This is a genomic window from Desulfovibrio sp. 3_1_syn3 (genome assembly GCF_000145315.2).
Lineage (GTDB): Bacteria > Desulfobacterota > Desulfovibrionia > Desulfovibrionales > Desulfovibrionaceae > Desulfovibrio > Desulfovibrio fairfieldensis.
In genome coordinates, this window is sequence record NZ_ADDR02000001.1 from 1823366 (window position 1) to 1836475 (window position 13110).

Annotated in this window: 12 protein-coding genes and 1 tRNA gene; 10 read left to right on the forward strand and 3 right to left on the reverse strand. The window is 52.4% G+C overall.

The features are described from left to right. Nucleotides 1–7: 7 nt before the first annotated feature. Nucleotides 8–565, forward strand: coding sequence for a histidine phosphatase family protein (locus HMPREF0326_RS07700; protein WP_269545671.1), 558 nt, complete (start codon nucleotides 8–10; stop codon nucleotides 563–565). Between the two features lie 13 nt (nucleotides 566–578). Here HMPREF0326_RS07700 and HMPREF0326_RS07705 read toward each other — a convergent pair whose 3' ends face one another. Then, on the reverse strand, nucleotides 579–1139 hold the full coding sequence (locus HMPREF0326_RS07705; RefSeq protein WP_020990400.1) for a hypothetical protein: 561 nt from the start codon (nucleotides 1137–1139) through the stop codon (nucleotides 579–581). A 403-nt stretch (nucleotides 1140–1542) separates the two neighbouring features. Between HMPREF0326_RS07705 and HMPREF0326_RS07710 the strand changes: the two genes are divergently transcribed. The 6 genes from HMPREF0326_RS07710 (at nucleotide 1543) to HMPREF0326_RS07735 (ending at nucleotide 7082) form a co-directional block, all read left to right on the forward strand. Beyond that, a tRNA-Leu gene (locus HMPREF0326_RS07710) sits at nucleotides 1543–1629 on the forward strand. A gap of 264 nt (nucleotides 1630–1893) precedes the next feature. After that, the gene (locus HMPREF0326_RS07715; protein ID WP_008686407.1) at nucleotides 1894–3093 is read left to right on the forward strand and encodes a tyrosine-type recombinase/integrase; all 1200 of its coding nucleotides are present in this window, start codon (nucleotides 1894–1896) and stop codon (nucleotides 3091–3093) included. 102 nt (nucleotides 3094–3195) lie between these two features. Next, nucleotides 3196–3423 carry a helix-turn-helix transcriptional regulator gene (locus HMPREF0326_RS07720; RefSeq protein ID WP_008686408.1) on the forward strand — a complete coding sequence of 76 codons (228 nt, stop codon included), beginning with the start codon at nucleotides 3196–3198 and terminating at the stop codon, nucleotides 3421–3423. After that, nucleotides 3416–5215, forward strand: coding sequence for an AAA family ATPase (locus HMPREF0326_RS07725; RefSeq protein ID WP_020990401.1), 1800 nt, complete (start codon nucleotides 3416–3418; stop codon nucleotides 5213–5215). The genes HMPREF0326_RS07720 and HMPREF0326_RS07725 overlap by 8 nt, the downstream gene beginning before the upstream one ends. Before the next feature lie 87 nt (nucleotides 5216–5302). Continuing rightward, entirely contained in the window at nucleotides 5303–6565 is a 1263-nt protein-coding gene (mobV, locus tag HMPREF0326_RS07730) for a MobV family relaxase (protein WP_020990402.1), read from the forward strand. A gap of 145 nt (nucleotides 6566–6710) precedes the next feature. Further along, on the forward strand, nucleotides 6711–7082 hold the full coding sequence (locus tag HMPREF0326_RS07735; protein WP_008686411.1) for a hypothetical protein: 372 nt from the start codon (nucleotides 6711–6713) through the stop codon (nucleotides 7080–7082). A gap of 47 nt (nucleotides 7083–7129) precedes the next feature. Here the strand turns inward: HMPREF0326_RS07735 and HMPREF0326_RS17395 are convergent, their stop codons facing one another. After that, the gene (locus tag HMPREF0326_RS17395) at nucleotides 7130–7573 is read right to left on the reverse strand and encodes an ATPase (RefSeq protein WP_232224919.1); all 444 of its coding nucleotides are present in this window, start codon (nucleotides 7571–7573) and stop codon (nucleotides 7130–7132) included. A gap of 860 nt (nucleotides 7574–8433) precedes the next feature. Between HMPREF0326_RS17395 and HMPREF0326_RS16000 the strand changes: the two genes are divergently transcribed. Next, nucleotides 8434–9666 carry a reverse transcriptase domain-containing protein gene (locus tag HMPREF0326_RS16000; protein ID WP_020990403.1) on the forward strand — a complete coding sequence of 411 codons (1233 nt, stop codon included), beginning with the start codon at nucleotides 8434–8436 and terminating at the stop codon, nucleotides 9664–9666. Between the two features lie 544 nt (nucleotides 9667–10210). Here HMPREF0326_RS16000 and HMPREF0326_RS16005 read toward each other — a convergent pair. Beyond that, a complete protein-coding gene (locus HMPREF0326_RS16005; RefSeq protein WP_198012618.1) occupies nucleotides 10211–10915 on the reverse strand; it encodes a DUF2726 domain-containing protein in 705 nt (234 codons plus the stop codon). A gap of 302 nt (nucleotides 10916–11217) precedes the next feature. Here HMPREF0326_RS16005 and dsrO point away from each other — a divergent pair, with 302 nt between their 5' ends. After that, entirely contained in the window at nucleotides 11218–11955 is a 738-nt protein-coding gene (gene dsrO, locus HMPREF0326_RS07750) for a sulfate reduction electron transfer complex DsrMKJOP subunit DsrO (RefSeq protein WP_008686415.1), read from the forward strand. Then, nucleotides 11948–12895, forward strand: coding sequence for an NrfD/PsrC family molybdoenzyme membrane anchor subunit (gene nrfD, locus HMPREF0326_RS07755; protein ID WP_008686416.1), 948 nt, complete (start codon nucleotides 11948–11950; stop codon nucleotides 12893–12895). Before dsrO ends, nrfD begins: the two co-directional genes overlap by 8 nt. Nucleotides 12896–13110: the final 215 nt, after the last annotated feature.

Here is a 13110-nt window from a genome sequence, read left to right on the forward strand (position 1 = left end):
CTGGCTCGTGCGTCACGGCGCATTGCCGCCTAACCCGGAACGGCGTTTCGTGGGTGCGCGTGATTTGCCGCTGAGCAAAGCCGGGCGCGCCCAGATTCGGGCCCTGGCTGTGGACCTTGCGCCGGTGCTGGCCGACCCGCGCCTTGTTGCTCTGTTGAGTTCGGATTTGTCCCGTTGCCGGGAAACGGCGGCCATCCTTGCCGCCGCTGCCGGGCGGCCCCTGCTTGTGCATGCGGACGCGGATCTGCGCGAAATCAGTCTGGGAGACTGGGAAGGGCTGACGCCCGCGGAGGTGGAGCGGGCCTTTCCCGGTCAGTACGCCTCGCGCGGTCGGGATTTCGCTCATTTCAGCCCGCCCGGCGGCGAAAGTTTCGTCCGGGTGCAGCAACGGTCCCTGGCGGCTCTGGAACGCTGGCGGGCGCGCTATCCCGAGGGGCTTCTGCTCCTGGCCGGGCATGCCGGGCTGAACAGATGCCTTCTGGCCCGCTATCTGGCCTTGCCCTTGGCCGATCTTTTGCGCATTCCGCAGGGCTATGCCAGCCGGACATTCCTGCCCGGCTGGTAAGCCTGCCCCGCATTCAATTCAGGCGCAGTTCCACGCCGTTTTCGTCAAAAAGCGTGATGTTCAGCGAGATATAGTGGTCCGCCAGAGTCCGGAGCGGAAGCTCCAGGGAGATGTGGCGCAGATCCGCCAGGTTGAAGCCGCTCAGCCAGCGGGCGGCCTCCAGGCCCAGGTCGGCCAGACGGTCCAGCGGCGTGAAGATCACGGCCGGGCAGGTCTTATAGAGATAGAGGCTGCCGTTGGCCGGCACCAGCGGGAACAGCCCACAGGCCACGGGCCGCTGTGCGCGCATGAGGCGGCAGCCGTGGTCCGTGTCGGACTTGCAGCCCCTGGCGTCCAGATAGGCCGTATCCGCGTTGAGCAGATAGAAATCATCGCTGAGGTTGGGGCGGAGCTGCCCCGGCAGCAGGGCCATGGGGAAGGGGACGTTTGAGTCCTGCGGGCCACAGCAGTAGCGGCAGTCGCGGCAATAGCCGTTTTGCAGCCAGTCGCCGCGCCAGCGCAACGGACGGCGGCGAGGAAAGAGCGCCCGCCAGAGCTCAAGATAGTGCCAGAAACCTTTTTGCAGTTTTTGCATAGGATGTCCTTTAGAGCATTTTGCGCTTGAAATTATCGCTTAACGGCGAAGTAAATTCGCCTTGCGATAATTTCGCGGTGCGGCTTTCCACGGAAAACCCGCACAGAGTGTTGAGATATTTTTAATATCAAAACGCTCTAGAAAATAAAAATGAGCGCTATCCGCGCGAAGATGCACGGTTTGTATCTATCTTCCCCTATCCCCAAGATGCGAACTCTGTCAAACGCGACAGAGATTGCCGTTTGCAGTGGAGTGCCGTTCGCTTTCATGCACGCCGCCGAATTTCTTTCGTGCTCTGCAATTTGGCGGCCCGTAAGGATTTTCGGCAGTTATGGAAATTTTTTTGCCTGATTTGAAAAAAATACTTGCCAGCCGGTGTCGCTTAGGCTAAATACATCTTCGCGCCGAAGTGGTGGAATTGGTAGACACGCTAGGTTCAGGGTCTAGTTCTCGCAAGGGAGTGGGAGTTCGAGTCTCCCCTTCGGCACCATCAAATAGTCCAAAAGAGTCCTGAAAAGGCCGGAATCACTAAGAAAAATGTGATTCCGGCCTTTCTCGTTTGTCCCCATAAATCCAAGTACCAACGTGGACACCTTTCCAAAGTCTTGGTATTTCTGCTGGTACCAATACCACGGCAACATTTCGGCGCGGCTTAGTACCAACACTGAAAAAATATTAAATATATTTCAGTGGTTATATGTATATTTTGTTGGTCATCGCCGTGTCATTCTGGACATTTTTGGAGGATACCAACATGAAACTCACCGACACCGCCCTTCGTGCCCTTAAGCCCACAGACAAGGTGCAGAAGCTGTCTGACGGCGGCGGGCTGTACCTGCACGTGACGCCCACGGGCAGCAGGCTCTGGCGCATGGCCTACCGTTTTGAGGGCAAACAGAAGCTGCTCAGTTTTGGCGCGTATCCGGCACTATCTTTGCGCGATGCCCGTAAACTCCGTGAAGAAGCTAAGGAGCAGCTTGCCAAGGGTATCGACCCCGGTGCGGAAAAGCGCGAGGCCAAGGCCGCTATCATCGCCAAGGAACGCGAAGAACGCGATACCTTTGAATCGGTGGCGCGGGAATGGTTCGCAAAATATGGCCCTACACTTTCCTCCAAGCACGAACAGAAGCTACGGCGCTATCTGGAAAATACCCTGTTTCCCGTAGTCGGGGGTAAACTTGTGTCGCAAATGGAACCGGCGGATTTTCTGGCGGTGGTGCAACCGGCAGAGCGCATGGGCCATCATGAAACCGCGCATAAACTTATGCGTCTGTGCGGGCAGGTGACGCGCTATGCCCGTATCACCGGGCGCGTGAAGTATGATGTGGCCGCCGGACTCACCGAGGCCCTGCGGCCTGTGCAGAACATCCACTTTGCGGCGGTCACAGAGCCGGAAGCCATAGGGCGGCTTTTGCGTGACATCGACGACTACGCCGGGCATACCTCAGTGCTCTTTTGCCTGAAAATTCTTCCTTATGTGTTCACTCGCCCGTCAGAATTACGCCTTGCCCACTGGAGTGAATTTGATCTGGAGGGTGCTGTGTGGCACATCCCGGCCAAACGCATGAAGATGCGGCGTGAACATGTGGTACCCCTGGCGCGGCAGGTGGTTGTCATGCTGCACGACCTCCAGCGTTACACCGGCAACGGCGACTTTTTGTTTCCCAGTATCCGGGCGGCCAGCACGCCCATCAGCGACATGGCTCCGCTGGCCGCCTTGCGCCGCATGGGTTACGGCAAGAATGTCATGACCCTGCACGGTTTTCGCGCCATGGCCAGTACCCGGCTCAACGAGCTGGGCTTCCGGGCCGATGTCATTGAAGCCCAACTTGCCCATAAGGAACCGGACGCCGTGCGGCTGGCCTACAATCGGGCGGAGTATATGGACGAAAGGTGTAACCTCATGCAATCCTGGGCCGATTATCTGGACGGATTGCGCTCGGCAACCATATAAGAGAGGCACATATGTCAAAATAATTCCAACTCTCTTCCAGTACATTTCCAACGAGCCTCTTTTATAGCCTCCTGAAATCCAACACGATTCAGGAGGTTTTTTATGTATCAGAATCAACCCACAATCCCCGCTTTCGGTTTTCTTCGTCTTCCCCAGGTTCTTGCCATCTTCCCCATCAGCAAAAGCGCATGGTGGGAAGGATGCCGCACCGGGCGTTATCCCAAGCCGGTGAAGCTTGGCCCCCGCACAACCGTATGGAGAGCCGAGGATATCAAGGCGTTCATTGAAAGCGTGAACGGCCAGCAGCAGAACGAGGGCGGCAATGAGTAACACTCTGCAAACCTTCCAGAACATTCTGAACGACACAGGGCTGATGCCGTCTGAAATCATAGCGGATGGAGAATTGCGCCGTTGCCCCACCCAAACCAAACCGCACAAGCAGAATGGCGCGTATATCGCCCACCTTGATACCCCGGCTACACTTTGGTGGTGCAACTGGGAAAGCGGTGAACAAGGCACGTTTTCCGAAGCAGAAGAAAGAACACTCTCCCCAGTGGAAAAAGAGGCATTACAGCAGCGCCAAGCGGCCATGAAACTACGCCGGGAAGCTGAATTTGCCCGGCGACAAGCAAAGGCAGCGCAAAAGGCGCAGAGCGACTTAAATGCTTCCATGCCTTGTTCCCAGGAACATCCCTATTTGCGGCGTAAAGGCGTTCCCGCACTTGCGGAGATACGGCAAGACCAGCATGGAGCGCTGCTTGTTCCGGTCAGAGATGATTCAGGCAATTTACAAAGTATGCAACGTATAACCCCAGAGGGCGAGAAGCGCTTTCTCATGGGTGGAAAAGTCCACGGCGGATATTTCGTTATTCAGGGCAAACCAGAAAAACCTATAGCCATTTGTGAAGGGTACGCCACTGGAGCCAGTATTCATCTCGCGTATGAAGGTACGGTGTATGTGGCTTTTTCGGCTAACAACCTTCCCATAGTGGCGGGCGCTCTGCGGAATAAGCTTCCCGGTAAAACCATACTCATTTGCGGCGACGATGATGAAGCGGGCCGTAGCAAAGGGGAGGAAGCCGCGCAAAAGGCGCAAGCGCGGCTTGTCCTTCCGTTTTTTACTACAGTAGCAGGCACGGATTTTAACGACCTCCACCAAAGCGAAGGGTTACAGGAGGTTCGCCGCCAGTTGGAAGCGTCTGAACATCTTTCAGCCCCTGGCGGCAACGTCCCTTCGCTGGTGTCCTTGGACATGGGAGAATTTCTTTCCATGGCCATCCCCGAACGGGGGTATCTTCTTTCGCCGATTCTCCCGGTTCAAGGCATAGGCATCATGTACGCCCCACGCGGTATCGGCAAGACCTTTGCGGCCTTGAGCGTTGCCGTTGCGGTGGCGTCCGGCGGTGCCGTTTTCAACTGGCGGGCGCCAATGCCCAAAAAGACGTTGTATGTGGACGGAGAAATGCCCGCCACATCGATGCAAAGCCGTCTTACGTCCCTTGTCAGCGGCATGTCCGTTCCTCCACACGCCTTGAAAAATCTGTCCCTCATCACGCCGGATTTGCAACCTTGCCCCATGCCGGATTTGTCCACCGTGAGTGGGCAGACGCTGCTGGAACCGTTTCTGAAAGGCGTGGATATGGTTGTGCTGGATAATATTGCGACCTTGTGCCGTACCGGGAAAGAAAACGAATCCCAATCCTGGCAACCTATGCAGGCATGGCTTCTAGAACTGCGCCGCAGGGGAATAACCGTCCTGCTGATTCACCATGCCGGAAAGTCCGGTGACCAGCGCGGAACCAGTGCCAGGGAGGACATCATGGATACGGTCATCAGTTTACGCAGACCCAGGGAATACAGCATGGCCGAGGGTGCACGTTTTGAAGTTCATCTGACAAAAGCGCGGGGCATATTGGGCGATGACGCCAAGCCTTTTGAAGCCAATCTGGTGACAGAGGGCAATGTGCTGCAATGGCACACCAAAGAGTTGGAAGACGTGGAATTGGAGGAACTGAAACGCCTCTTGGGCGAAGGCTACAGCATACGCGACTGTGCCGAGGAAATGGGCAAATCTAAGGGAGCAATCCAGCGGCTGAAAAAGAAGCTGGAAGAGGAGCAATGAGTAGCCGTTTCAGGTGTACCGCTGTACCGCCCTCTAAGGGGCGGTACAGCGGTACAGTAGCTGCCAGTAGTGCAAGGAAGTACGATTATGTCCTACATCGTCTTACACATGGATAAATTCAAAAAAGAGGCCGTCAGGGGTATTCAGAGCCACAATAGGCGTGAGCGCGAAAGTCATTCCAACCCCGATATTGATTACGAGCGGAGCGGACACAACTACGATTTGCACGAACCCATCGCCGGAAACTACGTCGAGGTCATCCAGAACCGCATTGATGACCTCTTGCTGGTCAAGGCCGTGCGGAAGGATGCTGTGCATATGTGCGGCCTCATTATCTCGTCGGACAGCGCCTTTTTTGAAAAGCTCCCTCCGGAGGAAACCAAGCGTTTTTTCGAGGAAAGCAAAGCGTTTCTGGCGGATTTCGTAGGCTCGGAAAACGTCATTTCCGCAACGGTTCATATGGACGAGAAAACGCCGCACATGCACTTCCTGCATGTGCCGGTAACGTCTGATGGGCGACTTAACGCTAACAAAATCTACACGCGGGAAAGCCTGAAAAAGTTGCAAACAGAGTTGCCCGCGTATCTGCAAAGCCGAGGCTTCAATGTGCAGCGTGGCGTTGAGCAAATGCCGGGAGCGACGAAAAAGCATCTGGATACCCGTGAGTTCAAACAGCAACAAGAAGCGTTGAACAGTCTGCAACGGGAAGCTCAGGCCGTGAATGCCGAGTTGGAACAGCGCCAGCAAGAAGAATTCGCCATGCAAGAGCGTTTACAGTCCTATGAGCAGCAAGCTCAGGAGGCGGAAAAAGCACTCTCCGAGCAGACCGAAATTCCCAAGGCGTCAATGCTCAACTACAAGGTTGCGCTGGAAGCCGATCAAGCCATTATCGAACGCCAGAAAAAGGTGATTGCGGCAAAAGGCATTGTCACCGCGAAAAGTGAAAAACAGGAGGCCGAGATTCAGGGCTTGAGTAACGCTGTGTTCACTTTGAAGGAACAGGTTGCGCGGCTGGAAAGAGAAAAAAACGAACAGCAGCAAAGAAGCGACAAAACACTGATGAGATGGATGAAAGACCATAGCAATTTATCCGCTCGGTTGGAAGAAATCGAAAAGTTTTTCCGCTGGAATCCGGAGGCCAACAAAATGCACCTTGATTACTTACAAGAGCAACGGCAGGAAGCACAACGGAAAGCAACGGAGCAAAATCGGCTGGCCCAAGAACGAGAACAGCAGGAGCGTCGAGAAGCTGAATTGACGAAAGAAAAAGAGGCGCAGCAGTTGGAGCGCGAACGGGAAAGAGTGCAGTGCATGGAGCAGAGGCCGCGCGGTATGGGAATGGGCCGTTGAGTCCGCGTCGAGTCTTTGCGAAAGGCAAAAGCATAGCCCACTATGCTTTACTTCGTAAAACGTGGGCGACCGTGCCGCTCGACCGCCAAAGGCAGAAAGACAAATCCGGGGCATGACCCCGCTACAAATATAGAAGGCAAATAACATGGACATCAACGCTACCCAAGTTAAGGAAATCAGAACGGAGTTCGCCAAGCTCAAGCCCGTAAAAGTCACTCTCGACGGAAATCGTAACCTCACCGTGAAGGAGGCGATTTTCGCCTTGGCCTCGACGCTGGAACGGATGAAAAAGCGCGGCTTCGATATCCAGGAGATTGCCGAAAAACTCCATGAGAAGGGCATTGAAATAAAGCCGCCCACACTGGCTAAGTACCTGAACGAATCCAGACGCGAGAAGGGAGGAAAGAAAGACACACCCCCGCCGCCTGTGAGCACTGAAAACGCGACGCAAGAGGATACGTCGGGTATGACAAAAAGGACAACTTTCTTCTCCGCACAAGGCACGGAAGATTTGTAGCTTGGACAAAAAGGCCCCCGGTCAAAAACCGGAGGCCTTTCAGGTTTCTATCCTTGTACCGGTACTACCCTTTCATAAATGTGACGCATCCGGAGCACAAGCGCGGCTGCGTGGTCAAGCTGTGCTCCCAGACTTGAAATGACATACCCTCTCACGCGCACATCCTTGTGGACGCTCTGCATGAGTTTGACCAAGCCGACCAGTAACGTATATACTTCTTCCAATAACCCTTGAAAATCTGTCGCCCGATACTTGCGCAGAAGTTCCCTTTCCATGTGAATGGCGGATTGGGGAAAATAGAAGGAACGGGTTTCCCCATCTTCCCGGCTTGCTGACGGCATGGCTGTGGAGTTTGTCGGCCCCTGTGGCGCACAGACAAGCAGAGATTGTGCGATCTCTTGGAGTGACGTAGCCAGAGCGGCAAAATCGAGAAGAGTAGGAGGCGTGGGAGAAGATTGAGAATAATGCGGAGTTGATTCAACACTGGACATAAGACACCTCGCTGGGTTTTCTTATTGGAGCCTTTCAAAATGAAAGACTCCGGGTGCTAAGAACCGCCAGCGAGACGGCGGGCTATTTCCCGGCAAGCCGGTGTTGTATTTCACCCACACCCGGAGACATAATGCAGGAATCACGCCCCAAAAAAGGGCGCAAGAAAACCCACAAACTAACAGGGTGGGAGCCGTCGCTGGAAAGGTGTTCTTAGGCACCTGGAGAACTAAAAGCACACCACGCCGCAATAGTCAAGGCATGAAGTTTGGAAGCGTTGAAAGGCAGCGCTATGTTTTTTTAGAATTTGCCTTGACGTGCGGTTAATTATGATTATGTCCCTTTTGTATCTTGGCACTGGCCCGGATAGTCAGCCTGATAGCTGGCCTGAAGGAGTGGAGGTGCAACGTCGCTCGTAGTGGCAACGTTTCAGATGGCCCGTACGGGAAGCTGACGAGATGCAACGTCCGCCCAACCATACTTAGTGTGACCGTAACCATTACCCTGCGCGGGCCTTGTCAGGCGGTCAGCAGCATTATTTGTGCGGCGGAGGATGGCCCCGGACGCATACAGTTGACAGCCAAGGTGAAAAAGCTACCCTAACTCAAAGGAGACACCATGACTAAAGCTGCATGCAAAAACGTGCCAAAGCGATTTTCCAGGTGAGGCTTCGTCTCTCGCTTTGGCCCATCTTGGCACTGGCCCGGATAGTCAGCCTGATAGCTGGCCTGATGGAGTGGAGGTGCAACGTCGCTCGTAGTGGCAACGTTTCAGATGGCCCGTACGGGAAGCTGACGAGATGCAACAATGCTGTATGGTTGGGCATGGTTAACTGACAAGCCCGCCCCAGAAAAGACATCGTATGCCGAGACGTAAGACCCTTTTCAAGTGCGCTATATCAAAGCAAAGCCTGTTTGAGGCATGGAAAACCGTGCATGCCTCTGGTAGCCAGTCTCTTAATTTGGAAATAAGGTCAGACGTAGAAAACTATTCTGGTGAACTCTTTAAAAATCTTGAACAGCTACAACGACGATTAAGTCGGGGTAGCTTTTCTTTTTCTCCTGTAAAGGGAGTTCTCTTACAGAAGGGAAAAGGGAAATACCGCCCCATTGGCATCGCACGTATTGATGATCGTATAATACAACGTTCTATTTTAAATACTCTTCTTGAAGTAAACTCAATAAAAAATGCTGTAAATAATAAAAATAGTTTTGGAGGTAATAAAGAGGGTGGAGTTAGAAAAGCAATTGGTGTTCTGAATGAGAAAACTAGGAATGGAGCTAGATTTTTTATAAAAACAGACATAAAGAATTTTTTTGGCTCAATACCGCATAGTAATGCACTCGGCTCGATTTTTAAGCTTCTCCCTGATGACAGTATGAATGAATTGCTTCAAAATGCTATACATTGTGAATTAGAAAATGCTACAGCAAGCAATATAGAAACATATATTGATTTATTTCCTAAGGATCAAATTGGAATTATCCAAGGATGTTGCCTTTCTCCTCTATTGGGCAATATGTTGCTCTATGAATTTGATAAGCAACAGCATTCAAGGCATACAGAATGTATCAGATATATTGACGACTTTATTATTATAGGTGGAGAACGGCAGGTATTTGAGTCGTTTGATATTGCAATAAAGATGTTGTCAGAACTCAAGTTAAACGTATATACGCTCGATGAGCCTGATACTAAAGCAGAAAGAGGATTGTTACAACAAGGTGTGAATTTTCTTGGGTGTTTTATCCAGCCAGGAGCGATAAGACCGTCAAACAAGTCAAGAAATAACTTACTTGGCGGCTTGAGTGAAAAATTTAGTAAAAGTATCGCAAAGATGCATGAAGATAAAGATTTTGATGTAAAGAAGCATTCATACTCAGCAGTACTCAATTATACTAGACTTAAAGTAAAAGGATGGGCAGACGCTTATAGATTCTGTACAGACAAAGCGTATCTTACTCAAATTGACCGAGATATTGCCAAGCTTGTCGAAGAATATATGATCGCTACACACAAAATTATACAAGCGCAACGTACGGATCGCGAGAAATATTTACTCCTTGGTTTTCAATCTGTACTTTCAAAATTCTAATGACTCTTTTTGACGTCAAAAACTCTAACTCAATTCTAGCTTGTGGATTGAACCGATCAAAAACTGTGTGTCTATCAATGAGTTAACTCATGGTACCTTCTTTGTATTTTAAAGACCAGCGGGAAGAGGCTGAATTAAGTATTACAGTAGATTGTCTTTCTTGATAGATGGCCCCACCATACTCGAACTCCCAACATCGGCGAGTACTGTTGGTACAGGCGCTGGTATTCAAAAAAATAAATATTTTTTACTCAAATAAATCAGTGTAATAATGATACAATCGAGTCTCCCCTTCACCACAAATTTAAAAAGGCCGGAATTTCTGAAAAATCAGAATTCCGGTCTTTTTGTTTGTTTTTTCCGAGAATTGCCTCGATTTGAAAATTTACCAACAGGTTTCGGCAGGATTCGTTAGATAACGGCGGCAACTTCTATGCACTTGGTGCAGAAAAATTTGTCCAGACTCAGACGTGATCACCTACTCAATCTCAGCGTCCATGAGCTTGAGATCATTTCACTCCATCACGTTTGATTTTTACCTTTTCTATTTCTCCCTCCCGTTTGTAGCCAATCGTAGAAGATGTATAGCATACTTATCCGGAATTGAATTTTTAACCGCGTCCCTCTTTAGCTGTTCAGGATTATTTTCATGGTACTCAAAACCATCAACTTCTATAATAAGAGTACATTTTTTGTCTTGCTTATTATATATAACAAAATCAATAGAAGCTCCGTTGTTGACAAAGTCGGCCTCACGAGTATCAAGTCTGCTTGTTTCCCTGATTATATTGCGCAACATGACTTGCTCAGCTATATCGTAGTGAGAATAATTTGGCTCTTGAAGAATCTCTTTCAGAGCCGTAAAGATGATATTTTCTGACATAAATCTAGATCTATACAGTAGTTTTGACTTCAACGTATCAAGTTTATTCGAGTAATTTTTATACAGCAAGTCAAAAACGGAAACAATTTGGCTATTGATTATGTGTTCATCTAACGTATTATATTGAATATACCTCAACAGCTCATGTACATGATGTCCATTTTTCTGGAATAATTCATTGTCCGTTACCAATACGAATTGCTTCCGTGCTCGTGAAACACCCACATTGACCAGGCACGCTTCATCTACAAAGCCGCCCCCTTTTTCCGCGCTCCACGAACTATCCAAAACAGTACTCATGATTATTACATCATGCTCACGCCCTTGAAATTTATGAGCGGTTGCTGACCCAAAAATATATTTCAACCAGCACTTCTCCCTGATCGAGGGCAGTCTGGCCTTGCGGACACCGTGTCGCGCCGTGCGCGGAGGGCAGTAGTCCTGGCCCTCGCTTTCCCGCAGTTTTAGGTCCGCAGCGTTTCGGGCATTTTTCTCGCCGCCTCCTTTCTCTCCTCTTTGTTTCCGCATTTCGTGTTGAGTTGCCGCTGTCTTTCTCGCCCATTCTTGACAGTGGGGGCATATCGGGTATGTTTGTAACCATTATCCTTGGGCGGGTATCGTAATCCGCCGTAAAAGTGCAACTAACCCGAAATCACAGTGGTTTTCATATGCAGCGAAGAAAATTTTTACAGCTTGCCGGGCTGGCCGGTATGGCCGGTCTGGGGCTTGCCGCGCCGGTCCAAGGCGGCGTACCTGCCTCGGAGCAGGGGCGCGGCCCCCGTTACGGCATGCTTATTGACCTGAAAAAATGTGTGGGCTGCCAGGCCTGCACCGTATCCTGTTGCATGGAGAATGCCGTGCCGCCGGGTGCGTTCCGGACCAGCGTGGGAGAGTACGCGCTCAGGCCGCAAGGGGAAGAGCGCATGTATATCGCGCCGTTGCCGCGCCTGTGCAATCACTGCAAAGAACCGGCCTGTCTGCCGGTGTGTCCGGTCAAAGCCACGTACCAACACGACAACGGCATTGTGGTCATTGACGCTTCCGCCTGTATCGGCTGCGGTTTCTGCGTGCAGGCTTGCCCCTATGACGCGCGCTTTCTGAACCGCCAGACCCGCACGGCTGACAAATGCACGTTCTGCGCCCATCGCCTGGAAGCCGGGCTGCTGCCTGTCTGTGTGGAAAGCTGCGTGGGCGGCGCGCGCCTGTTCGGCGATCTCAACGCGCCCGACAGTCTGATCCGGCGCACGCTGGACGCCCATAAGGATGCGCTGAAGGTGCTCTATCCGGAAAAGGGCACGGAGCCCTTTGTGTTTTATCTGCATCTTGACGACGTTTTTGTTGCCGCGGACAACGTGGCGACCCCCATGTCGCCGCGCTTGCCGCAGCAGGAGGAAAGCCATGCCTAGTTTCATGGAGCTTTCCAATATCGCGCCGCCGGAAGTCTGGGGCGTCTGGGAGCCGCTGGCGTTTTTCTTTCTGACTGTCGGGGCGGCGGCTGCCATCCTGGCCTGCGCGGCCCTCTGGCGGCGCGCGTCCGCCGGAGCGGGGCGCTTGTTCGGCGTGGTTGCGCTGGCCTCGGGCCTTGCCGGCCAAGCCTGCCTGCTGATGGGCCTGGAACAACCCTTGCGCGCCTATGAGCTGTATCTCCGTCCGCATTTCATTTCCTGGACGGCCTGGGGCGGCTTTCTGATTCCGCTGTGCCTGCTGTGCACCGCGCCCCTGGTCTGGCCGCGCCGGAAAGGACGCGTGCATCCTCTCTGGTTTCTGCCCGCCATCGGGGCGGCCTGCGCCGTTTTCATCTATGCGGACAGCGAGATCATGGATTGCGTGGGCCGTGTGCTCTGGGCGCGGCCTCTGCTGCCCATGGGTTTCATTCTCGCGGGCTTGAGCGCGGCCTTTGGTTTCGCCTGTCTTATGGCGCCGCGCACGGATGGCGCCTTTTCCCTGCTGCCCTGGGCCAGCGCGGCAGCCGCCTTTGTCTGCGCGCTGGCGGCTCTAGCCTTTCGCGCGCCCGAGGGTTTTGCCCAATTCGCCACATACTGGTGGCACGCGCCTGAAACCATCTGCCTGATCGCCGCCGTCATCGCCGCAATCCGCCCCCGCCGCTGGTTCCGCCTGACCGGAGCCATGACCTGTGTGAGCGCCTTCATGGTCTTCTGGAAAATCATCCATATGGGACAAGCCTTCGGCAGAAATGCGTCCACGTTTTCCGATGGGGCGGCTTTTCTGGATATTGTTTCTCCCGGTTCCCTGCTGATTCTGGCAGGCGGCGCCGGTCTCTGGCTGGCGCTGGCCTTGCTGCTTTCCATGCTTTTTCCCTGGAATGCGGCGAAAGAACCCGCCTGAGCCGACTTGGGCTTTTTAACTTTGAAAGGCTCTAACGCCGTACATGGTGCGGCGCGCCGCAACGCGGCGAGGATTCAGCCGAAAAACATTGTTTTCGGCGGGATGAAACTTTGAAACTGCGCAGCCTTTCAAATGTAGCGATATATTAAAAAGAAGTTAATGATTAAAGAGTGTTACGCCTATCTGGTGTGACACTCTTTTTTTATTATCAAAAC